At 72.0% G+C, this 23,103-nt stretch carries 18 protein-coding genes and 1 pseudogene; 8 read left to right on the forward strand and 11 right to left on the reverse strand.

The features are described from left to right. Positions 1–330 precede the first annotated feature (330 nt). From ACIBTS_RS16120 to ACIBTS_RS16130, 3 genes and pseudogenes are all read left to right on the forward strand, one after another. The gene (locus ACIBTS_RS16120; protein WP_399319837.1) at positions 331–4,515 is read left to right on the forward strand and encodes a hypothetical protein; all 4,185 of its coding nucleotides are present in this window, start codon (positions 331–333) and stop codon (positions 4,513–4,515) included. A gap of 291 nt (positions 4,516–4,806) precedes the next feature. Next, positions 4,807–5,385 (forward strand): annotated as a pseudogene (locus ACIBTS_RS16125) (UTRA domain-containing protein); the annotation flags it as partial. A gap of 8 nt (positions 5,386–5,393) precedes the next feature. Beyond that, positions 5,394–6,182 (forward strand): glycosyltransferase family 2 protein, encoded by a 789-nt coding sequence (locus ACIBTS_RS16130; protein ID WP_399319838.1) that lies wholly within the window; start codon positions 5,394–5,396, stop codon positions 6,180–6,182. A gap of 7 nt (positions 6,183–6,189) precedes the next feature. On the opposite strand, the gene ACIBTS_RS16135 is transcribed toward ACIBTS_RS16130, so the two are convergent. The 4 genes from ACIBTS_RS16135 to ACIBTS_RS16150 all read right to left on the reverse strand — a co-directional run bounded on the left by ACIBTS_RS16135 (position 6,190) and on the right by ACIBTS_RS16150 (position 9,489). Continuing rightward, positions 6,190–6,747: a hypothetical protein gene (locus tag ACIBTS_RS16135; RefSeq protein WP_399319840.1), complete on the reverse strand. Its 558-nt coding sequence runs from the start codon at positions 6,745–6,747 to the stop codon at positions 6,190–6,192. 148 nt (positions 6,748–6,895) lie between these two features. After that, a complete protein-coding gene (locus ACIBTS_RS16140) occupies positions 6,896–7,291 on the reverse strand; it encodes a luciferase family protein (protein WP_399319842.1) in 396 nt (131 codons plus the stop codon). A gap of 384 nt (positions 7,292–7,675) precedes the next feature. Next, a complete protein-coding gene (locus ACIBTS_RS16145) occupies positions 7,676–8,464 on the reverse strand; it encodes a TIGR03943 family putative permease subunit (RefSeq protein WP_399319843.1) in 789 nt (262 codons plus the stop codon). Next, positions 8,461–9,489, reverse strand: a complete 1,029-nt coding sequence (locus tag ACIBTS_RS16150; protein WP_399320124.1) for a permease — start codon at positions 9,487–9,489, stop codon at positions 8,461–8,463. The genes ACIBTS_RS16145 and ACIBTS_RS16150 overlap by 4 nt, the downstream gene beginning before the upstream one ends. 210 nt (positions 9,490–9,699) lie before the next feature. Between ACIBTS_RS16150 and ACIBTS_RS16155 the strand changes: the two genes are divergently transcribed. Next, positions 9,700–11,598 (forward strand): NAD-binding protein, encoded by a 1,899-nt coding sequence (locus ACIBTS_RS16155; protein ID WP_399320126.1) that lies wholly within the window; start codon positions 9,700–9,702, stop codon positions 11,596–11,598. 56 nt (positions 11,599–11,654) lie between these two features. On the opposite strand, the gene ACIBTS_RS16160 is transcribed toward ACIBTS_RS16155, so the two are convergent. Further along, entirely contained in the window at positions 11,655–12,212 is a 558-nt protein-coding gene (locus ACIBTS_RS16160) for a hypothetical protein (RefSeq protein WP_399319844.1), read from the reverse strand. Positions 12,213–12,468: 256 nt separating this feature from the next. Here ACIBTS_RS16160 and ACIBTS_RS16165 point away from each other — a divergent pair, with 256 nt between their 5' ends. Continuing rightward, positions 12,469–12,594 carry a hypothetical protein gene (locus ACIBTS_RS16165; RefSeq protein ID WP_399319846.1) on the forward strand — a complete coding sequence of 42 codons (126 nt, stop codon included), beginning with the start codon at positions 12,469–12,471 and terminating at the stop codon, positions 12,592–12,594. Between the two features lie 111 nt (positions 12,595–12,705). On the opposite strand, the gene ACIBTS_RS16170 is transcribed toward ACIBTS_RS16165, so the two are convergent. After that, positions 12,706–14,532 carry a prolyl oligopeptidase family serine peptidase gene (locus ACIBTS_RS16170; RefSeq protein ID WP_399319847.1) on the reverse strand — a complete coding sequence of 609 codons (1,827 nt, stop codon included), beginning with the start codon at positions 14,530–14,532 and terminating at the stop codon, positions 12,706–12,708. Between the two features lie 162 nt (positions 14,533–14,694). Between ACIBTS_RS16170 and ACIBTS_RS16175 the strand changes: the two genes are divergently transcribed. Then, on the forward strand, positions 14,695–15,585 hold the full coding sequence (locus tag ACIBTS_RS16175; RefSeq protein WP_399319849.1) for an SURF1 family protein: 891 nt from the start codon (positions 14,695–14,697) through the stop codon (positions 15,583–15,585). Here ACIBTS_RS16175 and ACIBTS_RS16180 read toward each other — a convergent pair. The 4 genes from ACIBTS_RS16180 to ACIBTS_RS16195 all read right to left on the reverse strand — a co-directional run bounded on the left by ACIBTS_RS16180 (position 15,555) and on the right by ACIBTS_RS16195 (position 20,143). Continuing rightward, positions 15,555–16,592, reverse strand: a complete 1,038-nt coding sequence (locus ACIBTS_RS16180) for a hypothetical protein (protein WP_399319851.1) — start codon at positions 16,590–16,592, stop codon at positions 15,555–15,557. The two genes, ACIBTS_RS16175 and ACIBTS_RS16180, sit on opposite strands and share 31 nt — an antisense overlap. Before the next feature lie 197 nt (positions 16,593–16,789). Next, entirely contained in the window at positions 16,790–17,365 is a 576-nt protein-coding gene (locus ACIBTS_RS16185) for a SigE family RNA polymerase sigma factor (protein WP_399320129.1), read from the reverse strand. Between the two features lie 424 nt (positions 17,366–17,789). After that, the gene (locus ACIBTS_RS16190) at positions 17,790–18,848 is read right to left on the reverse strand and encodes an aspartate-semialdehyde dehydrogenase (RefSeq protein WP_399320131.1); all 1,059 of its coding nucleotides are present in this window, start codon (positions 18,846–18,848) and stop codon (positions 17,790–17,792) included. A gap of 17 nt (positions 18,849–18,865) precedes the next feature. Further along, positions 18,866–20,143, reverse strand: a complete 1,278-nt coding sequence (locus ACIBTS_RS16195) for an aspartate kinase (protein ID WP_079660855.1) — start codon at positions 20,141–20,143, stop codon at positions 18,866–18,868. Between the two features lie 205 nt (positions 20,144–20,348). On the opposite strand from ACIBTS_RS16195, the gene ACIBTS_RS16200 reads away from it, so the two are divergent. Together ACIBTS_RS16200 and ACIBTS_RS16205 are read left to right on the forward strand one after the other, a co-directional pair. Beyond that, complete coding sequence (locus ACIBTS_RS16200) at positions 20,349–21,056, forward strand: response regulator transcription factor (RefSeq protein ID WP_399319853.1); 708 nt, start codon at positions 20,349–20,351, stop codon at positions 21,054–21,056. Continuing rightward, positions 21,053–22,405, forward strand: a complete 1,353-nt coding sequence (locus ACIBTS_RS16205) for a sensor histidine kinase (protein ID WP_399319855.1) — start codon at positions 21,053–21,055, stop codon at positions 22,403–22,405. The genes ACIBTS_RS16200 and ACIBTS_RS16205 overlap by 4 nt, the downstream gene beginning before the upstream one ends. 11 nt (positions 22,406–22,416) lie before the next feature. On the opposite strand, the gene ACIBTS_RS16210 is transcribed toward ACIBTS_RS16205, so the two are convergent. Beyond that, positions 22,417–22,914: an SgcJ/EcaC family oxidoreductase gene (locus ACIBTS_RS16210; protein WP_399319857.1), complete on the reverse strand. Its 498-nt coding sequence runs from the start codon at positions 22,912–22,914 to the stop codon at positions 22,417–22,419. Between the last annotated feature and the right edge of the window lie 189 nt (positions 22,915–23,103).

Genomic DNA, 23,103 nt, shown 5'->3' on the forward strand with positions numbered 1-23,103 from the left:
CCGGGCGGGAGGTTCGTCATGTCCGGGCGGGAGGTTCGTCGCGTCCCCGCGGGACTGCTGATCGACGGAATCCGAGGCGGTGCACACGCCGCACCGTTCGGCACCGGTCCCTCCCCTCGTGCGGACCGCTGCCGAACGGTGCGGACGGCGTCGACCGCGCCCCGTCGAGGGGCTGTCGACCGCGCCCGGTAGATGCGCTTCTTCCTCGGGATCGTGCCAGCTGAGGCCCGATCCGAGGAGGATCCGGTGTCCGGTCAACCCCTTCTTCGCAGGTCAGCCATATAAACTGGGTTTTCCGGTCCGGATTTCCAGGTGCGGGGGAAGTAAGGGGTGGAGGCCTTGAGTCCCGACTCGGGGGCGCGTACAGCCTTCGCGGAACGACTCGCGCTGCTGTACAAGGAGGCCGGCAACCCTCCCCTCAAGCGCGTGTCCGAGGCGGTCGTCCGGCTGCGGCGGGTCGATGAACGGGGGCGGCCCGTACGGGTGTCCGCCCAGCGGATCAGCGACTGGCGACGGGCCAGAAACGTTCCCGCGCAGTTCGCCGCCCTCGCCGCGGTGCTGCACGTCCTGATACCCGAGGCGCGCCGCTCGCGGCCCACGCCGGTGTCCCCCGGTCTGTACGACCTCGCCCAGTGGCAGCGGCTGTGGGAGCGGGCGGTGGCCGATCCGGTCGTCGGCGAGGTCCCCGTCGCCTCCGTGCTGAAGGAGGAGGAGCGGCCTCCGTCCGAAGGGCCCGGCGTCCCCGGCGGCGTCTGCCCGTACCGGGGGCTCGCTTCGTACCGTGAGGAGGACGCCCGCTGGTTCTTCGGCCGGGAGCGGAGCACGGACGCGCTCGTCGCCCAGCTTCGCGCGGTGGAGCGGACGGGTGGCCTGGTCATGCTGGTCGGCGCCTCCGGGGCGGGAAAGTCCTCGCTGCTCAGCGCCGGCCTGGTGCCCGCGCTGCAGAACGGCGCGATGGGCGACGCGCCGGGCGAGCAGAGCGGCGGGGCGAAGGTCCTGCAGCTCGTGCCCGGCGCGGACCCCCTCGCCGAGCTGACCCGCCACATCCCCGAACTCGCCCCCGTCGTCGCCGGGGAGCCCGCCCCCGACGGCCCGCGTTTCGCCCACGCAGTACGGAAGGCCGTCACCGCGTGGGCCACCCACGACACCCCGTCGCCCGCGACCCTGCCCCCGGCCTCTCCCGCGACCTCGCCCTCGACCCCGCCCCCGGCCTCTCCCTCGACCCCGCCGCCACCCTCGCCCTCATCCCCCTCCCCCGCCCGCCCCGTCATCATCGTCGACCAGTTCGAGGAGGCCTTCACCCTCTGTTCCGACGACGCTGTCCGCCGTCTCTTCATCCAGCTCCTGCACGCGGCCTGCACCCCCGCCGGCAGCGACAGCGACAGCGACAGCAGCAGCGGCAGCAGCAGCAGCAGCAGCAGCAGCGGCAAGGCGGAGGAAGCCGCCGACCTGCCCCCCGTCCTCGTCGTCCTCGGGATCCGCGCCGACTTCTACGAGCAGTGCCTCAGTCACCCCGAGCTCTCCGACGCGTTGCAGCACCGGCACATGGTGCTCGGTCCGCTGAGCACTCCGGAGTTGCGGGAGGCGGTGGTCGGGCCGGCCAGGGCGGTGGGGCTGGAACTCGAACCGGGGCTGGCGGAGCTGATCATCCGTGAGGTGACCGTCGACGGGCCGCGCGGAGCGCACGCCGGCGTGCTCCCCCTTCTCTCGCACGCCCTGCTCGCCACCTGGCAGCGCCGCAAGGCGGGTCGGCTGACGCTGGCCGGCTATCGCGCGGCGGGCGGGATCCAGGGCGCCGTGGCGGCGACCGCCGAACGCGCCTGGTCCGGGCTCGACCCCGCCGCGCGGGCCGCGGCGCGGCTGCTCCTGCTGCGGCTGGTGCGGCTCGGGGAGGACACCCAGGCCACCCGGCGGCGGGGCACGCGCCGCCAGTTGGCGGCGGAGTCGACCGATCCCGGCAAGACGGAGGAGTCGCTCGAAGCTCTGGTGCGGGCCCGTCTGGTGACGCTGGACGCGGAGACCGTCGAGATCACCCACGAGGCGCTGCTGCACGCCTGGCCCCGGCTGCGGGACTGGATCGACGAGGACCGCAGCGACCATCTGCTGCGGCAGCGGCTGGAGGAGGACGGCCGGGCCTGGGAGGGCTCGCACCGTGACTCGGCGCTGCTCTACCGGGGTTCCCGGCTGGAGCAGGCCCGCAGTTGGGCGAAGTCGGCCGGCAACACGTTCCTGACCCGCAGCGCGGTGGAGTTCCTGGCGGCGTCGGTCCGGCTGCGCCGGCGCACGGTGTGGATCCTCCGGAGTGCGGTGTCGGCGCTGGTGGTGCTGGCGATCCTCGCCGTCGGCGCAGCCTTCGTCGCGTGGCAGCAGCGCAACGACGCCGTGTTCGAGCAGGTGGTCGCGGAGGCCGACCGGGTCCAGTACACGGATCCGTCGCTGTCCGCCCAGCTCGACCTGGTGGCGCACGATCTGCGGCCGGACGACGAGGGCACGAGAAACCGCCTGATCTCGATCGTGAACGCGCCGCTGGCCACGCCGCTCCTCGGCCACACCGGCGCCGTCTATCTCACCTCGTTCAGCCCGGACGGCAAGGTCCTGGCCACCGCCGGCTACGACCGGACGGTCCGGCTGTGGGACGTGAGCGACCGCTCGCACCCGAGGCCGCTGGGCAAGCCGCTCACCGGGCACACGAGTTGGGTGAGCAGCGCGGTCTTCAGCCCCGACGGCCGCACCCTCGCCAGCGCCGGGGACGACGGCACCGTCCGCCTGTGGGACGTCCGTGACCCCGCGCGCCCGCGCGCGCTCGGGGCGCCCCTGACCGGCCGCACCGGCACGATCTATCTGCTCGCGTTCAGCCCGGACGGGCGGACGCTGGCCTCGGCCGACGAGGATCACACCGTACGGCTGTGGGACGTGACCGACCGGGACCGGGTCCGGCTGCTCGGCGCTCCGCTGACCGGGCACACGGCGGCCGTGCGTTCCGTGGCGTTCAGCCCCGACGGCCGGCTCCTCGCGGCGGGCGGCGACGACAACACGATCCGGCTGTGGGACACGGCCGATCCGCGTCGGCCCGAGCCCCTCCGCGAGGTCCTCACCGGGCACACCGACACCGTCCACTCGCTCGCCTTCAGCCCTGACGGCGACACCCTCGCCAGTGGCAGCGCGGACGACACGATCAGGCTGTGGAACGTCGCCGACCCGCGTCGTACGACCCAGCTCGGTTCACCGCTCACCGGCCACACCGGTCCCGTCTGGTCGGTGGCCTTCAGCCCCGACGGCAGGACCCTCGCCGCCGGCAGCGCGGACAGCACGGCCAGCCTGTGGAACGTCAGCGACCCCGCCTACCCGTCGCAGGTCGGCGAGCCGCTCGCGGGAGGCAGCGGCGAGATGTACGCCGTGGGTTTCAGCCCCGACGGCAGGACCCTTGCCACGGGCAGCGGCGACAGCAAGGTGCGGCTGTGGTCGGTGCCGACGTCGGACATGGTCGGCCGCAGCGGCGCGTTCCGCCCGGACGGGCAGGTGCTGGCCACCGCCGCGCGCGACGGGCGGATCCGGCTGTGGAACGTGCGGGTTCCCGGCCGGCCCGTGGCGATGGGAGAACCGTTCATGCCGGGGGACGGCGACCAGCGCATGCTGACGTTCTCGCCCGACGGCCGCACGCTCGCCGTGCTGAACGGAAACCGGCTGCTGTATCTGTGGAACGTCACCGACCCGACCCGGCCCGTCCCCTACGGCAAGCCCCTCACCCTGCGGACCCGCTTCACGGGCTCCGACACGCTGACGTACAGCCCGGACGGGCGCACGCTGGCGACGCCGTACGACGACCGCACCATCCAGCTGTGGGACGTCGCCGACCCGTCCCGTGCCGTCAAGCTCGGCGCACCGCTCACCGGCCACAAGGGCTACATCAACAGCCTGGTCTTCAGCCCGGACAGCCGCACCCTCGCCAGCGGCAGCGCGGACGCCGCCATCCGGCTCTGGAACGTCACCGACCCCCGCCATGTCACCCCCCTCGGCGCACCGCTCACCGGGCACGGCGGACCCGTCAACGTCCTCGCCTACAGCCCGGACGGCCATACGCTGGCCAGCGGCGGCGACGACGACATGGTCCGGCTGTGGGACGTCTCCGACCCGCTCGACGCGAGCGAGTCGAGCAGGCCCCTGACCGGTCACACCGAGGCGGTCGTGTCGCTCACGTTCAGCCAGGACGGCCACACCCTGGCGAGCGGCGGCAACGACAACACGGTCCGGCTGTGGAACGTGTCCGACCCGGACGGGGCCTCCCCCATCGGGCAGTCCATGAGCCCCAACGCCAAGACCGGCAACTTCCTGTCGTTCAGCCCGGGCAGCCACCTGCTCGGCGTCTCCAGCGGCGCCGACACCGTACGGCTGTGGAACCTGGACGTCGACGCGGCGATCAGCCGTATCTGCGCGACCACGCGGGGCGTGCTGACGGCCGACACGTGGCACGAGTACCTGCCCAGGCTGTCGTACGACCCTCCGTGCGAGTCCTGATCGGGATGGTCGGGTCGTGATCGGGGGATGCGCGGAGTCGCGATTGGGGGGATGAGTGAGGGATAAGCAACGGTTAAGTAAGGACGGCGATGTGACAGTGATCCCGATCACAACGGCAAGGCAGCTGAGAAGTCGGCTCCCGTCCGACCGGCTGCCTTGTTAGCCTTGGCCATAGCCCGGTCGCTGGTGCATCCCCCGTCGCCAGCGACCGGGCCTTTTCGCGCCCCGTGACCTGGGATCACGGGCCGAACGGTCCAGGACCCTTACTGTGGTGCCGTGCCCAAGGCCTACCGAGTGATCGCCGTCCGTGACAACGGCAGGCACCAGTGGGAGAAGGACCGGGCCCGCTGCCCGGAGAGCACCCGCGCCGAGACCGGAGCGACGGAACGCGACACCGGCCTCCCCTCCGGGGAACTGGTCTTCCACGCCACGTACCGGCGGATCGAGGCGCCCGAACCACTCGCGGACGCGTTCGGCGTCCCGCCGGGCACCCCGCTCCTGGAGCGCTCCTACCGCACGCGCTGCGCCACCGAACACGCCCCGCTCAGCCTCGTCACCTCCTACCTCGTGCACGCCATGGTCGCCGTCAACCCCGACCTGCTGGACGAGACCAGGGAGCCGTGGCCCGGCGGCACCCAGAGCCAACTGCACACCGTCGGCATCGAGGTGGACCGCGTCGAGGAGCGCCTCACCGCCCGCCCGCCGACGCCGCAGGAGGCCCGGGACCTGGACCTGCCGGCGGGGGCGCCGGTGATCCTGCTCCGCAAGACGTCGTACGCCGTGGACGGCCGCGTGGTGAACGTCTCCGACGTCACACTGCCCGGCGACCGCATCGAACTGCTGTTCACCACCCGTCTGGAAAGGTGGTGAGTGCCGCCGTGAGCCGGCGCATCGTCATCGTCACCGCTGTCCACGCCCCGTCGGCCCGCTATCTGCCCGAGGCCTACGAGTCGCTGCGCGCACAGGAGCTGCCCACGGGGTGGACATGGCAGTGGGTGATCCGCGAGGACGGCGCGACGAACGAGGTCGCGCGCCATGTGCCCGTCGCCGACGCGCGCGTGACCTTCCGTCAGGGACGCGCCGGCGGCCCCGGAGTCGCCCGCACGCTCGCGCTCGCGCACGCCGAGGGCGAGTACGTGAAGGTCCTCGACGCCGACGACCGGCTGGCGCCCGGCGCCCTCGCCCGCGACCTGGCCGCGCTGGAGGGCGACCCGGGCCTCGGCTGGGCGACCTCGCGCGTCCTCGACCTGTTCCCTGACGGCTCCACGGCCGGCTTCCCCGGGGACCCGGCCGAGGGGCCGATCGAGCGGGGGGCCGTCGTCGACCACTGGAAGGCCCACGACTTCCGCGCACAGGTGCACCCCGCCAGCCTCTTCGCCCGCCGGGACCTGCTGACCGCCCTCGGCGGCTGGATGGCCCTGCCCGCTTCCGAGGACACCGGGCTGCTGCTGGCGCTCAACTCGGTGAGCCGCGGCTGGTTCACGGCGGAGGTCGGCCTGTACTACCGGAAGTGGGACGGCCAGGCCACGGGCCAGCCCTCGCACGTCGACCCCGTCGAACGGGCGGCGCGCATGGCGGTCGTGGAGGCGAGGGCCCGGGCGCTGGGGTCGTTGCGGTGGAGCTATCCGACAGCGACGGCGACGGCCTCGCCCGCCGCCGACGGCTGATGGCCGCTCAGTCGCCCGGCGCGCCGGCCACCGCCATCCAGTGGGCGACCCGCCGCAGTGTGCCCTCGTCGACCCGGTCGACCAGGGTCCGGACGGCTGTCACGTCGTCCGGGGTGAGGTCGTAGAGGCCCGCCTTGCTCAGGCCCGCCATGAGGACCTGATGCCGCCGGTCCTCCATGCGTTCCGCGAGCTTGGCATGACCGGGACGGGCAGCACCGTCGGCCGGTGCCGGGGAGGAAGCATCCACCGAGGAGACCGCTTCCGCCGAGGGGACCGCTTCCGCCGGGGAGACCGCTTCCGCCGGGGCAGCCGCCGCAGACGGGTCGAAACGCTGCCACTCACCGTCCTTCGGGCCCCACAGGGCGACGGTCGCCTCGTCGCCCCGGGCCCGTTTGACCTGGGTCATCTCGCCGATCGCGTACAGCACGGGCGTGCGGTCGGGGGACTCGGCGGCCTGCCGCCAGGACGCCGAGGACGGGTCGTAGAACATCGCCACCCAGCGGGGATCCCCCGGCGGCCGCGGGCTGCGGGAGGGACGGGTCGAACGGTCCGGGTCGGTCTCCATGGCGCTCACCCCTTCTGCGTCGGCACGTGCGACGGCACAGCAGACGGTATCTGACGGATCGTCAGCTCACCAGATCCGGAGACGCCGAGGTCCGGCCGGTGGCTTCGGGGGCAGGGAGTCCGGCAGGCTTCGGCCGGCTTCGGAAGGTTCAGATGCCGTCGGCGCCGTCGCGGGTGAGCGCCGGTTCCCGGTGGTCGTTGCAGCGCGGGAGGGCGGCGCCGTCGGCCGCCGGGTACCGCTGATGGGCCTGGAGCGCGGCGCTGACCAGCGTCATGAGCAGGTCGATGTCCGTCTCGCACTCCAGGTGGACGGTCACCCAGGGCGAGCCCGGCAGCAGCCGGATGGCCGTGGAATGTCTCAGGTCCCTCTCGAACCGCCGGATCGCCTTGGCGGTGAGGTGCAGGTCGACGCTCATGTCGGAATGGAAGTGCGCGATCTCAACACCGCCCGAGCGCAACGCCCGACCGGTGCCGCAGCTGGGCCGGCCCTCTGTGAGGTCCGGCCAGGTCGCCAGTCGTGTCAGGGCACGCGAGGCCGCCGTCATGCCCCCATCATGAGGCGATCACCGCCCGGCCACCAGGGGTTGAGGCAGGCGTAACCGCGCCGTAGCGCGGGGTGGTTGCCGGGATCGGGGTGCTCTCGGGGTACCTGGGGACCCCTGGCCCGAGCCGGCGGAGACGCCGCGCAGCAGCGTGCCGAGCAGTTCTGGCGGGATGCGGTTCTCGTCGAGCGCGTTCCGTGCCCGGGCGTGCAGTGGTTCCGCGACCCGTGATCTCACGGGCGCCCCGAACGGGCGCGGCGGCCCACCGCGCGCCGATCGCGCGGACGGCGGCAGATCCGGCATCCTCCGCAACGCTTCCGCGTCAACCGGGTGCCGGTGACGGTCGGGCTTCGCCGCCCGGGACCTCTTCGGACCGGCCGAGAGCCGTCAGTTGTTCCATGACTCGTCGTACGGGTCCCGTGGGGTCGCGGTCGGTTTGGCGGCGGTCACCTCGATGAAGGGGATCGGGCCGTTGTTGACCGGGTCGTGGGTGATGCGGGGGGTGTAGGCGCCGGTGACGGTCAGCCAGGTGTCCGGCTGGAGCACCGGGGGAATGTCGCCGGTCAGGCCGACCTTGACCGGCTGGGCGTCGGCGGCACAGCAGTTGAGGGCCATGCGGACCAGGTAGGGGGTGCCGTCGTGGTCCAGGGCGACGAAGCCGGTGAGCTGGACCTCGCGTCCGGTGAGGGTGCGGCCGTGGTCGTAGACGGCTCGGCCCGCGTAGTCGACGACGCTGAGCGGGAGCGGGTTCGTCGCGGCGAGGGCCGGATAGGCCAGGGGCTCCTGCAGGGCCGTGCCGGTGCGGGTCGCACTGTATGAGCCCAGGGCCGGCGGGGCGACGAGGATCAGCGCCAGGAGGGGGAGGATCAGCAGCCAGGAGACGCGGGGTTCGGGGTGGGTGTGGGTCTCCGCGTCCTCCACGTCCTCCACGCCCTCGACATCCCCGGCCCCCTTCTGCCGTTGCGTCGCTTGCCGTTGCGTCGCTTGCTGGTGCTTCGTCCGGCGACGCTCGTACCAGGCCGTCGCCAGTGCCGTCACGATCAGGACCACGCCGGACGCCAGCAGGAGCGGTTGCAGGCCCGCCTTGACGTAGCGGAGGTAGAGGTCGGTGGTGCCGGCGTGGAGGAGGGCCGCGCCGAGGAGGAAGAGGACGGCCGCCTGGGACTGTCGGTTCACAGCAGGATCCATCCCGTCAGGACCGCCGAGGCGATGGCCAGCACGAACGTCGCCGGGGCGAAGCGCAGGGCGAAGCCCCGGCCGAACGTGCCCGCCTGCATGGCGAACAGCTTGAGGTCGATCATCGGGCCGACCACCAGGAAGGCCAGTTTGGCCGTGAGGGAGAACTGCGTCAGGGACGCGGCGACGAACGCGTCCGCCTCCGAGCAGATCGAGAGGACCACCGCGAGAACGGCGAGCGTCAGGACCGCCAGCAGCGGGTTGTCCGCCGCCGTACGCAGCCATTCCTGCGGGGCGACGGCCTTCAGGGTCGCCGCCGCCGTCGCGCCCACGACCAGGAAGCCGCCCGCGTGCATCACGTCGTGCCGGACCGAGTCCCAGAACGCCGCGCCCTTCGTCTCCCCCTCGTGCGGCGCGTGGGTCGGCAGACGCAGCCAGTCCGTGCGGCCCAGCCGCTGCCACAGCCAGCCCATCACGCACGCCACGAGCAGGCTGCCCACGAAACGGGCCAGCACCATCTCGGGGTTGCGGGGGAACGCCACGGCCGTCGCCGTCAGCACGATCGGGTTGATCGCCGGAGCGGAGAGGAGGAAGGCGAGGGCCGCGGCCGGGGTCACCCCCCGGCGGACCAGCGCGCCGGCCACCGGCACCGACGCGCACTCGCAGCCGGGCAGCACCGCGCCCGCGATCCCGGCGACCGGTACGGCGAGCGCGGGACGGGAGGGGAGGGCGCGGGCGAAGAAGGAGGGGGGCACGTAGACGGCGATCGCCGCCGACAGCAGCACCCCCAGCACCAGGAACGGCAGCGCCTGGACCACGACGGCCACGAACACGGTCGTCCAGCTCTGCATCACCGGGGCGGACAGCGCGCGGCGGATGGGGCTCTGCAGCAGCACCATCAGGAGCAGCAGCATGGTCAGGACGAGGGGGGAGGTCAGCCGCTTGGGCTCGTCCGGCGCGGGAGGCGTCTCCCCTCGGTCGTGGCGCGTGCCCTCCTCACGCGGAGCCGCCTTGGTGATGGCCACGGGTCGCGCACCTCCGGCTTCCGTGTTCGCCCTGCTGTCGTCGCTGTCGGTTTCCTGCATTCCCTCCCCTTTCATACGGGGGTTCCGCGCCGGTTGTTCATATGTGTTCACGTCCGCCGTGGAACCTCCCGTCCCGGTGAGGCAGTCTTCTCCCTCGTGGGGAGCGTTCCGAATCAGGGTCAGCCGTCGCCGGGCTCCGCCGGCGCGCACATGGTGGTGTGCGGCGACGACGGTCTCGCGCACCGGCTCGCCGCCGAACTGCGGGGCGTGTACGAGGAACAGGTCACCCTCGTCGTGCCGCCCGCCGAGCGAACCGTACGGCCGCCGGTCGTCGGGCGGGCCCGCGCGGTGTCGGCGGCGCTGCTCGACCGTGTGGTGAGCGCGGCCGTCAACCGGGCCGCGGGCAACGGCACGCCGACCGTCGTCCCGGGTGAACCCGCCAACGGCCAGCGGACGTTGGAGGCCGGCGAGGCGACCGAGGCGGTGCTCGCCGAGGCGGGCGTGGAGCGGGCCGCCGCGCTGGCGCTCGTGTACGACGACGACGAGACCAACATCCGCGCCGCCCTCACCGCCCGCCGGCTCAACCCCAGGCTGCGGCTCGTCCTGCGGCTGTACAACCGGCGGTTGGGCCAGCACATCGAGGAACTCCTTGACCAGGCAGCCGCGTTGGCGGCCGAGGGCGTACCGGGGGACGGCTCGGCGAGCGACGCCTCGACGACCGTCCTGTCCGACGCCGACACCGCGGCGCCCGCGCTCGCCGCTACCGCCGTCGCCGGCACCACCAAGGTCGTCCAGACGGACGGGCTGCTGCTGCGGGCCGTGGAGCGGCTGCCGACCGGCCCCGGTGAGGCCGACCCGCCGGGCCTGCCCACGCTCGCGCTGCTCTCCGCGAACAGCAACGACCCGGCCTTCGCGGACGGTTCCGAGACCAGCGGCGAGCAGGGGCCGCTGCTGCTGCCCGACGCGGCGACCGTGCGGGAGGCGGCCGCGTCCGGCAGACGCGGGTCGGTCGTCCTGGAGCAGGTCGCGTACTCCGCCGGACCCGCCGTGCAGTCCGGGCGGGGGGTCGGGGTGGTGGCGCCGTTCGCCTCGCTGTTCTCACGGCGGCTCAGATGGTCGCTGGCGGGCCTGGTGGGGTGTGTGTTCGCGCTGGCGGTGGCACTGTGGCTGGCGACCGGGATCCATCCGCTGGGGGCGTTGTACCTGACGCTGCTGGACCTCTTCTCCATCAACGACCCGGCGATCGGCTCGACCACCGAACGGCAGATCCTCCAACTCCTTTCCGGGCTGGTCGGGTTGCTGCTGCTGCCGGTGCTGCTGGCGGCGGTGCTGGAGGCGCTCGGCACGTTCCGCGGTGCGGGTGCGCTGCGCCGGCCGCCCCGGGGTCTGGGCGGCCACGTCGTCCTCCTCGGACTCGGCAAGATCGGCACCCGCGTTCTGATCCGGCTGCGCGAGCTGAACATCCCCGTGGTGTGCGTCGAGGCGGGACCCGAGGCTCGCGGGCTCGCGGTGGCCCGCCGCCTACGGGTGCCGGTCGTCCTCGGCGACGTCACCCAGGAGGGCGTCCTGGAGGCGGCGAAGATCCACCGCGCCCACGCTCTGCTCGCGGTCACCAGCTCCGACACCACGAACCTCGAGGCGGCCCTGTACGCCCGCTCGCTGCGCCCCGACCTGCGGGTCGTACTCCGCCTCTACGACGACGACTTCGCGACCGCCGTCTACCGCACCCTGCGCGCCGCGCACCCCCAGGCCCTGACCCGCAGCCGCAGCGTCTCCCACCTGTCGGCGCCGTCGTTCGCCGGGGCGATGATGGGCCGCCAGATCCTGGGCGCGATCCCGGTCGAACGCCGGGTACTGCTCTTCGCCGCCCTGGAGGTCGGCGGCCATGCCCAGCTGGAGGGCAAGACGGTCGGCCAGGCGTTCCGGCCGGGCTACTGGCGCGTCCTGGCCCTGGACACCGGCCGGGAGAGCCGGGGCGGCTCCGGCCTCCTCTGGGACCTCCCGGACACCCGTGTACTGCGCGGCGAGGACCGAGTGATCCTCGCCGCCACCCGCCGAGGCCTGGCAGAACTGCTAAGGCGACGGGGACGGAGGGTGGCGGGGGCGTAGGGGTGGCTGGGGGCGTAGGACTGGGGCGCGGCGCTTCATGCCCATCGCCCCGCCGCCTACGCTCCCCCTGCGAACGGATTGCCGTGTCCGGGAAGCTGCCCGCCGGGCGCCAGATACCGCACCCGCCCGTTTGCGTCGGTCACCGGCGTGAACCCGGCGGCCTGCAGCTGGGCGGCGTACCTGGCTCTGTACCGTCGGCTGTAGCCGAGCGCGACGGGCAGCAGGGCCATCAGCGCGGCCCAGACGATGCCGACGATGACGACGGCCCCGGTGTCCGCACGGAGCCTGAAGCCGATGGCCGCGCCGAACGCGGTGAAGACGAAGACCGCGAGCACGATCCGCGCCTTGTCGCTGAACTGGCTGCCGAGGTCGACCATCATGCGGGCCTTGAGAAGCTCGATCTCCTCGGGCACGACGGGCGGCAGCGACACCCCGTCGCCCGCGTCCGGGTACCGCTCCCGATTCCGAGCGGCACGCTCCCGCGCCTGCGGGCCGGGGTCGGGCACGATGAACAGCGCGAACTTGTTGTCGCGGGTCTGCAGCAGATCCGCGTACGCGTACCCGAACTGCTCGGCGACGAAGGCGAGTCGGGCGAGTCCCTTCATCGTCGTCATGGAGACGACGATCTGAACAGGCTCCCCGCTCGCCATCCTCCCCAGCATCTTCCGCACATGCTTCTTACTCACTGGTGCCCCCCGTCATTCACAGTCCGGGCAGTCTGCCCTTGACGAGAAGCGCCTGTCATCAGAGTTCCGTCGGCCCCGGCTCCGGCCCTGGTTCCGGTCAGACGTACTGCTCGACCCATGCCTGGCCATCGACCGCTGCGTTGGCGAGACGCATGGCACCTCGGGCGACGACCAGTTCCTTGGCGTGGAGGCGGCCTACCGGTGGTGGGTCGACCGTGCCAGGCCTGAGCACACTCGCTTCGGCCTGACCGTCACCGCCGAGGAGCAACGGGCCTGGCTGGACGAGCCGGCGCACTCCTGGGCCGTCTGAGGCGGTGCGTCGACGGCCGCCGCCCCGACGGGCCCTGGGATGGTCGATCGCCGAGAGCGGCCCCCGCCCATCCGCCCCGCCCATCCGCCCAGTCCGCTCTAAGCAACCCGCCTACCCCAAGTGCCTCTCCGCGAACTCCAGTTCCAGCCTTACCTGCTTGATGCGTTCGTCGACCACCAGGGAGCCGTGGCCCGCGTCGTAGCGGTAGACCTCGTGGGTTGCTCCTCTGGCCTCCAGGCGCTTGACGTAGTTGTCGATCTGGCGGATGGGGCAGCGGGGGTCGTTCACGCCGGCCGAGATGTAGACGGGGGCGCGGACCTTGTCGACGTAGGTCAGCGGGGAGGAGGTCTCGAAGCGGTCGGGGACCTCTTCCGGGGTGCCGCCCAGCAGGGTGCGGTCCATCGCCTTCAGGGCCTCCATCTCGTCGTGGTAGGCCGTGACGTAGTCGGCGACGGGGACGGCGGCGATGCCCAGGGTCCAGGCGTCGGGCTGGACGCCGAGGCCGAGGAGGGTGAGGTAGCCGCCCCAGGAGCCGCCGGTGAGGATCAGACGGGCCGGGTCGGACAGGCCGGACGAGACGGCCCATTCGCGGACGGCCTCGATGTCCTCCAGTTCGATGAGGCCGACCCGGTGCTTCAGGGCGTCCGTCCAGGCGCGGCCGTAGCCCGTGGAGCCGCGGTAGTTGACGCGGACGACCGCGTAGCCGTGGTCCACCCAGGCCGCCGGGCCCGCCGCGAAGGAGTCGCTGTCGTGCCAGGTCGGCCCGCCGTGGATGTCGAAGACGGTGGGGAGGGGACCCGTGCCCGCCCCTCGCGGTCGCTGCACCAGGGCGTGGATGCGGCCTCCCGGGCCCTCCACCCACACGTCCTCCACCGGGACCGAGCCGGGGGACTTCATGCCGGGCGGGTCCAGGACGACCCCGCCGGTCGTCGAGCGGACCGCCGGCGGCTGGGCCGCGGACGACCACAGGTACTCGACGCTGCCGTCGGGGCGGGCCGTCGCCCCGGACACCGTGCCCGCGGGGGTCGCCACCTTCACGAGCTCGCCGTCGGCGAAGTCGTAGCGGAACAGTTCGCTGCGGGCCTCGAAGCTGTGCTCGATGAGCAGGCCCGAGCCGTCCGGGTACCACTCGGCGCTGACGTCGCCCGGCAGGTCCAGGGCCAGGTCCGTCTCCGAGCCCGTCGTCACGTCCCAGACCAGCGGTTCCCAGCGGCCCCGCCGCTGGTGCCCGATCAACAGCCGGGTGTCGCCGTCGACCGGGGCGAAGCCCAGCACCTCCAGGCCCAGCTCCTCGGTGCCGCCCCGGGTGTCGTCCAGCTCGGCGACCGTCGAGCCGTCCGGGCGCAGGACCCGCAGCGCGGAGTGCATCGCGTCGCCGTGCTCGGTGTGCTCGATCGCGATCAGGGTGCCGTCGTGGGACAGGTCGCCCACGCCCGCCGACTCCCGGTGGCGGTACAGCTCGAAGGGGGGCTCGCCGGCCCGCGCCACATGGATCGTGGTGCCCTCCTCGTCCGTCGAGCGGCCGACGACCGCCGTACGGCCGTCCCGGCCCAGCGCCAGGCCCGCCGGGTAGGAGGGGTCCAGGCCCGGCGTCGCCAGTTCGTCCTCGCCGCCCGCGAACGGCTGGCGGCGCCAGACGCCGAACTCGTCACCGTCCTTGTCGTCGAACCACCAGATCCACGCGCCGTCCGGGGAGAGCACGCCGTCCGTCGTGCCGTTGGGCCGGTTCGTCACCTGGCGCTGCTCGCCCGTGGAACGGTCCCAGGCGTACAACTCGTACGTCCCCGTCGCGTTCGACACGAACAGGGAGTGATGCGGCGCGTCCTCCGCCCAGTCGGGCAGCGACACCCGGGGCGCCCGGAAGCGCTTCTCCCAGTCCGGCGTCTGCGGCGTCTTCTCGTCCCGCTCCGGTGCGGCGGACCCGTTGCTCTCAGTCATGGCCCCATACTGCCCGTCCGCGCCGACAATCGGCCTCCCCGGCCCCCAGCCTGTGGATAACTTCGAACCAACCTCTCACACTTCCTGGCAACTGCCGACGGCAGTCCGCAGTCCGCAACCCCGCCAGCAGGTCTTGGACACGTGGCCCGTACCGTGGAGGGCGTGTACCGGTTTCTGGTGACTCCCCGATGGTGGGGGATCAACGTCTTCGTGCTGCTGGCCATCCCCTTCTGTGTGTTCATGGGGTCCTGGCAGCTGAGCCGGTTCGAGGCACGGGTGGACGATCACCGTGACGCGAAGGCGCAGGCCCGCTCCGCCGAGACCGGCGCCGCGCGGCCCCTCGCCGAGCTGCTGCCCGTGGACAAGGCGACGTCGGGCAAGCAGGCCACCGCCAGCGGGCGCTACAGCACGCAGTTGCTGGTGCCCGACCGGGAGCTGGACGGGAAGAACGGCTACTACGTGCTGACCCTGCTGCGGACCGACGGCGGCAAGGCGCTGCCCGTCGTGCGCGGCTGGCTGCCCGGCGCCGCCGACTCCGCGAAGGCCCCGGCGCCGCCGGCCGGTGAGGTCACCGTCACCGGCGCGCTGCAGGCGTCCGAGCAGCCCGGCGACAACGGAGTGAGCGCCCGGGGCGGGCTGCCGGCCGGGCAGACCGCGGCGATCAGTGCGGCTTCGCTGGTCAACCTGGTGCCGTACGACCTCTACGACGCCTGGATCACCCTCGCCACCGCCGACCCGGGGATGACGGCGGTGCCCGCGAAGGCGGCCGCCGACACGGGGCTCGACCTGAAGGCGTTCCAGAACCTGGGCTACACCGGCGAGTGGTTCGTCTTCGCGGGGTTCGTGGTGTTCATGTGGTTCCGGCTGCTGCGCCGCGAGGTGGAGTTCGCCCGGGACGCGGAGCTCGGGATCGTGCCCGAGGTGCCCGCAGAGGCCGAGGAACCCGCAGAGGCCGAGGAACCCGCAGAGGCCGAGGAACCCGCGGAGGCCGGGGTGCCCGAGAAGCCCGCCGGGTCAGCGGTTCACGAGGACACCAGCACGCCCGTGCGGTAGATCGTCCCCGTGCACGCGTTCGTCACCGTCGCCTTGGCGGTGGGCGAGCCGCCCTCCGCCGTGTACTGCACGATGACGCCGCCGTCGGCCGTGGTGCCGTCCTCGGGAAGCAGCTGGGCCGAGGTGCCGGACGTGGTGTCGCCGGTCGTGCCGGCCGACTCGCTCGGGGTCGGCGACGGGGACGCCGTACCGCCGCCGCTGTCGCCGCCGCCGTTGCCGCCCGTGGTCGGGCAGGTCGCGGCGGGCACCCAGGCGAACTTCACCTCGTAGGCGGAGCCGGGCGCGAGGACGTGCTCGGTGACGTAGAGGGAGGGGTCGGGAAGGCCGGCCGCCGCGTCCCCGGAGGTGTGCTCGACCACGGTGATCTTCGTGGCGTCGGCGGCGCCCTGCGCGGCGAACGTCATGGAGACCTTGCCGCCGACGGTGCAGGCGGCGGCTGAGGAGTTCGTGACGCGGAAGGCGCCGTAGACGATGCTGCCCGAGTCGGGGACGTTGACGACGGGGGCGCCGGCGGCGAGCTGGGACGGTTCGCAGACGGCCACGCTCGGCTGCGCCCCGGCGGTCGGGCCGGTGCCGCTGGAGGCGGTGCCGCCCGCGGACTCCTTGCCCTGGCCGGGGTCGGTGGCGCCGCCCTTGTCCTGCTCACCGATCGCGCCGGAGAAGTCGCCGACCTTGCCCGAGGAGCCGCCGTCGGGGTTCTTGCCCTGATCCACGCCTCCCTGCGCCTGTGAGGCCTGGCCGGCGATGGAAGGGTTGGCGTCGGAGCTGCCCGCGTTCGAGACGTGCAGCACGGCCGGTACGGCGGTGCCGAGGAAGAGCGCCGCGGCCGCCATGCCGACGGCAGCCTGCCGCTTGCGGGCCCGGCGGACGGGGACGGCCCGCCGCAGGTGGTCCAGGGTGCCGTCGCGCGGCTCCATCTCCTGGACGGCGTCGTGCAGCATCCGGCGCAGTGCCAGCTCGTCCGAGTCGAGCCCTTCGGGGCCCTGGTCGTCGAGGTGGTGGTTCACGGTTGAGTTCCCAGCGTGCGATTGCTTCGGCTCTTGCTTGCCCGACGAGCCTGTCGAACGCGGCGAGTTCGACGAGGCCGTCGGTTCGTGCCACGCGAACGGCTCGTGGCGCTCATGACTGTCGTGGCGCCCATGACTGTCATGACGCTCATGACTGTCGTGGCTCTCGTGGGGGTCCCGCCCTTCGGCTTCTCCGCTCACGCCGGAGCCTCCATGGCTATCCGCAGGGCGGCGATGCCGCGTGAGCCGTAGGCCTTGACCGAGCCGAGGGAGACGCCGAGGGTCTCGGCGACCTGTGCCTCGGTCATGTCCGCGAAGTAGCGCAGCACCAGGACCTCGCGCTGGCGGCGCTGGAGGCCCTTCATCGCCTTGATGAGCGAGTCGCGCTCCAGCTGGTCGTAGGCGCCCTCCTCCGCGCTGGCCATGTCCGGCATCGGCTTGGAGAGCAGCTTCAGGCCGAGGATGCGGCGGCGCAGGGCGGAGCGGGACAGGTTGACGACGGTCTGGCGGAGGTAGGCGAGGGTCTTCTCCGGGTCGCGGACGCGTTTGCGCGCGGAGTGGACGCGGATGAAGGCCTCCTGGACGACGTCCTCGCAGGAGGCGGTGTCGTCGAGGAGGAGGGCGGCGAGACCGAGCAGCGAGCGGTAGTGCGCCCGGTAGGTCTCGGTGAGGTGATCGACGGTGGTTCCGGCCGCCACGGCCTCTTCGACGCCGTCACGCTGACTGGGTATGCGGGCGGGCCGCGCTGCTGGCATGGGCGCGATCACCGGCATGCCGCCGGGCGCGCCGGGCATGCGGGGTCGCAGGACGGCGCGAGCCATCGGGAGTTCGAGTACCTCAGCCACGCCAGTTGGACACACGTCCCCCCGCGGAGGTTGTACGTGCCGGGCGTCACTTTTCCGTCGGACGAGGCCACGCCTACCCGTCTCATGTGTCCCGCTCTTCCCTTGTATCCCATTTGAACGGGCGTCCCCACGCCCGGATCACGGCGTCCCCACGCCGGGACCGCAAAGACGCTCCCCGCCCTGCGCGCGGTTGCACAGAACGGGGAGGAAGTCTTGGAACAATCTTCAAACGACAACGCTGTCAGATACAAGGGTTGCGAACCATCGACCGGCTCACACTTTCGCAAGGCTCTGGCCAGGGCTTTTGTCGACAGATCCGCAACAGACTCCGGAACAGATCCTGACTCGCGAGTCAGCCCAGCTCCGCCGCCACCAGTTCCGCGATCTGGGCGGTGTTCAGGGCGGCCCCCTTGCGCAGGTTGTCCCCGCACACGAACAGTTCGAGCGCCGTCGGGTCGTCGAGGGCCCGCCGCACCCGGCCCACCCAGGTCGGGTCGGTGCCGACGACGTCGGCGGGTGTGGGGAACTCGCCCGCGGCCGGATTGTCGAAGAGGACGACGCCGGGGGCCGTCGCGATGATCTCGCGGGCGCCGTCGACGGTGACCTCGTCCTGGAAGCGGGCGTGGACGGTGAGGGAGTGCGTGGTGACGACGGGGACGCGCACGCAGGTCACGGCCACCGGCAGCTTCGGCAGTCCGAGGATCTTGCGGGACTCGTCCCGCACCTTCATCTCCTCCGACGACCAGCCGTCCTCGCGCAGCGAGCCCGCCCACGGGACGACGTTCAGCGCGACCGGCTCCGGGAACGGCCCGGTGTTGTCGCCGACGGCCCGCCGCACGTCCCCGGGGCTGGTCCCCAGCTCGGTGCCGGCGACCAGCGTCATCTGCTGCCGCAGCGTCTCCACCCCGGCCCGCCCGGCCCCGCTCACCGCCTGGTACGAGGAGACCACCAGCTCGCGCAGCCCGTACTCGGCGTGCAGCGCGCCCAGGGCGACGATCATCGACAGGGTCGTGCAGTTGGGGTTGGCGACGATGCCGCGCGGCCGGTTGCGCACCATGTGCCCGTTGACCTCGGGGACGACCAGCGGCACGTCCGGGTCCATCCGGAAGGCGCCGGAGTTGTCCACCACGACCACGCCCTTGGCGGCGGCGATCGGCGCCCAGTGCGCGGCTACCTCGTCGGGGACGTCGAACATGGCGACGTCGACTCCGTCGAAGACCTCCTCCGACAGGGCCAGCACCTCGACCTCGGCGCCGCGCACGGCCAGCTTGCGGCCGGCCGAGCGCGGCGAGGCGACGAGTCTGATCTCGCCCCAGACGTCCGCCCGCTGGGACAGGATCTGGCGCATGACGGCACCGACGACTCCGGTCGCCCCGACGAGCGCGAGCGTCGGCCGCCTGCGGGCGGACATCCCAGGCTGTACGGCCATCAGCGGCCGGTGCCTCCGTAGACGACGGCTTCGTCGCTGTCGGAGTCGAGGCCGAAGGCGCTGTGCACGGCGCGCACGGCCTCGTTGACGTCGTCGGCACGCGTCACGACCGAGATGCGGATCTCGGAGGTCGAGATGAGCTCGATGTTGACGCCCGCGTCGGCCAGGGCCTTGAAGAAGTCGGCCGTGACGCCGGGGTTCGTCTTCATGCCCGCGCCGACCAGCGAGATCTTGCCGATCTGGTCGTCGTAGCGCAGCGAGTCGAAGCCGATGCCGGAGCGGTTCTTCTCCAGGGCGTCGATGGCCTTGCGGCCCTCGGCCTTGGGGAGCGTGAAGGAGATGTCCGTCAGGCCGGTGGAGGCCGCGGACACGTTCTGCACGATCATGTCGATGTTGATCTCGGCGTCGGAGATCGTGCGGAAGATCGCGGCGGCCTCGCCCGGCTTGTCCGGCACGCCGACGACCGTGACCTTGGCCTCGGAGGTGTCGTGCGCGACACCGGAGATGATGGCCTGCTCCACCGGCTTGTCCCCTTGCTCGATCGGTGCACTGCTGACCCACGTGCCCTGCAGTCCGCTGAAGGACGAGCGGACGTGGATCGGGATGTTGTAGCGGCGGGCGTACTCCACACAGCGGTGGAGCAGCACCTTGGAGCCGGAGGCCGCGAGCTCCAGCATGTCCTCGAAGGCGATCCAGTCGATCTTCCGCGCCTTCTTCACCACGCGCGGGTCGGCGGTGAAGACGCCGTCCACGTCGGTGTAGATCTCGCAGACCTCGGCGTCCAGCGCGGCGGCGAGGGCGACGGCCGTGGTGTCGGACCCGCCGCGCCCCAGCGTGGTGATGTCCTTCTTGTCCTGGCTGACACCCTGGAACCCGGCGACGATGGCGATGTTGCCCTCGTCCAGCGCGGTCCGGATGCGGCCCGGCGTGACGTCGATGATCCGGGCTTTGTTGTGGACCGAGTCGGTGATGACGCCTGCCTGGCTGCCGGTGAAGCTCTGGGCGCTGTGGCCCAGGTTTTTGATCGCCATCGCCAGCAGGGCCATGGAGATCCGCTCTCCGGCGGTCAGCAGCATGTCGAACTCTCGTCCGCTGGGCATCGGTGACACCTGCTCGGCGAGATCGATCAGCTCGTCCGTCGTGTCGCCCATCGCGGAAACGACGACGACCACCTGGTGGCCGTTCTTCTTCGCTTCCACAATCCGCTTGGCGACGCGCTTGATGCCCTCGGCATCGGCTACGGAGGAGCCTCCGTACTTCTGCACGACAAGGCCCACGTGCGCTCCTCGCTCAGTTCGTTCGTTTCCGCACATACGCCCTTGTACTGCGGTCGGCTCAGTCTAACGAGCGCCCGAAATTCACCTCCCGAGTACCGCATCGTGAGATGTCCGGACGCCCGCTTCGGGGAGTCCCTTCCCACTGAGGCCGAAGTGATAGCTGTGAATTAAGTTTCAAGCACTTCGTACGCACTATCGTGCGGCTGTGCACGTACTCCTGGTGGAAGACGACGAGCCGGTCGCCGAGTCGCTGCGGCGCGGACTGAAGCGCTACGGCTTCGAGGTCGACTGGGTCGCGACGGGCGCCGCCGCCCTCGCCCACTCCGGCCCCTACGACGTCGTGCTGCTGGACCTCGGGCTGCCCGACACCGACGGCCTCGACGTCTGCAAGGCGCTGCGCGAGCGCGGCAACGTGCCGATCATCGTGATCAGCGCCCGCAGCGACGAGACGGACCGCGTGGTCGGCCTGGAGCTGGGCGCCGACGACTACGTGTCCAAGCCGTTCGGGGTGCGGGAGGTCATCGCGCGGATACGGGCGGTGATGCGGCGCGTCCAGCCGCGTACGGCCGCCGCCCCCGAGAGCGGCGCCGACCGGTACGGCGCCCGCCTGGCCATCGACCGCAAGGCGGCCCGCGTCCATGTGGACGGCGAGGAGGTCTCCCTCGCGCCCAAGGAGTACGACCTGCTCTCCTTCCTCACCGAGGAGCCGGGCGCGCTGATGTCGCGCGAGCAGATCATGGAAGCCGTCTGGGACGCGAACTGGTTCGGGCCGACGAAGACGCTGGACGTGCACGTGGCGGCCCTGCGGCGGAAGTTCACCGGGGTCATCGCCATCGAGGCGGTGCGGGGCGTCGGCTTCCGCCTGGAGATCGTCAGGGAGCCGGAGACCGTGAAGGGTCCCGAGTCCTCATGAACCGCCAGCTCATCCGCAGCTACATCCTGCTCGTCGCGGTCGCGATCCTGCTGTTCACGGTGCCGGTGGCCTTCACCCTCACCAAGCAGCTGCGGGACGACACCGAGCTGTCCGTCATGCGCGAGGCCAACACGATGGCGCTGCTGCTTGGCAACGGCGACCGCATCTCGTGCGAGGCGCTGACCGAGGTGGCGAACGCGTACGGCCGCAAGACCCCCGGCGACGTCCTGGTGACCCCCACCGGCAGCTGCGCCCCGGACCTGCCGAGGCCCACCGCGGACGCGGCGCTGACCCGGGCCGTGCAGAAGAACGATCCGACGACCGACTGGGGCTCGGACTTCATCTGGGGCAAGCAGCTGACGGTCACCGTGCCCGCCCAGGGCGACGCGGCCGTACGGATCGTCTACTCGACCTCGGACATGACCCGGCGCCTGTGGTCGATCTGGGGCTTCCGGGCCGGGCTCGCCGTGCTCGTCCTGGCGGCGGCCGCCGCGATCGGCGCGTTCGCCGCCCGCCGGATCACCGCCCCGCTGCGCGCGCTCAACTCCATGGCGAGCAGGTTCAGCGACGGCGATCTGACGGCCCGCTCCCCCGTGGCGGGCCCGCCGGAGACGCAGACCCTGGCGATCACCCTCAACCAGGCGGGCGAACGCCTCGACACGCTGATCGCCTCGCAGCGGATCTTCGTCGCGGACGCCTCGCACCAGCTGCGGACGCCGCTGACGGCGCTCCGTCTCTCCCTGGACAACATCGCCGACGGCGTCGACGACGAGTTCGTACGGGAGGACGTGGAGCAGGCGACCGCCGAGGTGGTGCGGATGAGCCGCCTGGTCAACGGGCTGCTGGTGCTGGCGCGGGCCGAGGCCAAGGTGACGGCCGCCGAACCGCTGTCGCTGACGGACATCGTGGGCGAACGGCTGTCGGTGTGGAGGCCGGCCGCCGACGAGCGCGGAGTCACCATCGCGCTCAGGGGGAGTGGTGTCGACGACCGGCCGTCTGTGTTGGCCAGCCCCGGTCATCTGGACCAGGTGCTGGACAACGTGCTCTCGAACGCCCTGGAGGTGTCACCGGACGGCGGGACGATCACCGTCCGGACGGAGTCGAAGGGCGACAAGGTGGTGCTGTCGGTCCTCGACGAGGGTCCGGGCATGTCGGACGCGGAGAAGTCCCGCGCCTTCGACCGCTTCTGGCGCGGTCAGGGCCTCACCGGGCGCTCCGGCTCCGGTCTCGGCCTCGCCGTAGTCAAACAACTGGTGACCGACGACGGCGGGACGGTGACGCTGGCGGACGCTCCCGGCGGCGGGCTGTGTGTGCGGATCACGTTGCGGGCCGCGCAGCGCGCCGGGTGAGCGTGGGCTGATCAGCCCTCGGGCATGGCGGACGAGTGGTGGTTGACGATCTTCCACTGGCCGCCGCGCTTCTCGTACTCGTAGGTGTAGCGGGCCTCGACGACGCTTTTCTTGCCGGTGGCCTTGTCGGTGAGCGTGAACTGGTACACGCCGGAGTCGAGGGCGGAGTTGCTGTCGAGGACGTTGATGTGCGTCTCGATCTTCTTGCCGACCGGCTTCTTCTGGAGGAAGTGCTCCATGTAGTCGACGATGCCGGCGTGGTCCGCGCGGACCTTGTTGGACAGGGTGGGCAGCAGGACCGCGTCCTTGGCGTAGCGGTCGGCCACGATCTCGGGGTCGCCGGTCTGCAGCGCGGCGTTCCAGCCGTCGAAGAGGGCGGCGATCTGCTTCTTGGTGGGCTTGGCGGGCTTGTCGGCGCCGGCCGCACTGACCCCGGCCGTCACCGTGGCGGCGGTGGCGAGGGCGGTGGCGGTGACGAGGGCGGCGCGTATGCGGGTCTTGCGGGTCATCGCAACTCCTGTGCGGCTGGCGCTTGTTGGGATGACTCAAGATTCGCGTGCGGCCGGTTAGCGTCCGTGCAGCCGTCGTACAGGGGACGTCCAAGACCTCTCCAACGTTCGCCGGCCGTCAGGAGCGGGCGGGCTTGCCACGGTCGCGAGATCAAGGATCTCGTCCCCGACCTGCTGAAACGAGGGAGC

The sequence above is a fragment of the Streptomyces sp. NPDC050121 genome, from assembly GCF_044460385.1.
GTDB lineage: Bacteria > Actinomycetota > Actinomycetes > Streptomycetales > Streptomycetaceae > Streptomyces > Streptomyces soliscabiei.

Bases quoted from the DNA above. Each gene is read 5' to 3' on its own strand.
- ACIBTS_RS16185 (WP_399320129.1), bottom strand. From the start codon at position 17,365: ATGCCGGTGATCGCGCCCATGCCAGCAGCGCGGCCCGCCCGCATACCC.
- ACIBTS_RS16190 (WP_399320131.1), bottom strand. From the start codon at position 18,848: ATGTCCGCCCGCAGGCGGCCGACGCTCGCGCTCGTCGGGGCGACCGGA.
- ACIBTS_RS16160 (WP_399319844.1), bottom strand. From the start codon at position 12,212: ATGACGACGATGAAGGGACTCGCCCGACTCGCCTTCGTCGCCGAGCAG.
- ACIBTS_RS16135 (WP_399319840.1), bottom strand. From the start codon at position 6,747: ATGGAGACCGACCCGGACCGTTCGACCCGTCCCTCCCGCAGCCCGCGG.
- ACIBTS_RS16140 (WP_399319842.1), bottom strand. From the start codon at position 7,291: ATGACGGCGGCCTCGCGTGCCCTGACACGACTGGCGACCTGGCCGGAC.
- ACIBTS_RS16155 (WP_399320126.1), top strand. From the start codon at position 9,700: ATGGTGGTGTGCGGCGACGACGGTCTCGCGCACCGGCTCGCCGCCGAA.
- ACIBTS_RS16170 (WP_399319847.1), bottom strand. From the start codon at position 14,532: ATGACTGAGAGCAACGGGTCCGCCGCACCGGAGCGGGACGAGAAGACG.
- ACIBTS_RS16210 (WP_399319857.1), bottom strand. From the start codon at position 22,914: ATGACCCGCAAGACCCGCATACGCGCCGCCCTCGTCACCGCCACCGCC.
- ACIBTS_RS16205 (WP_399319855.1), top strand. From the start codon at position 21,053: ATGAACCGCCAGCTCATCCGCAGCTACATCCTGCTCGTCGCGGTCGCG.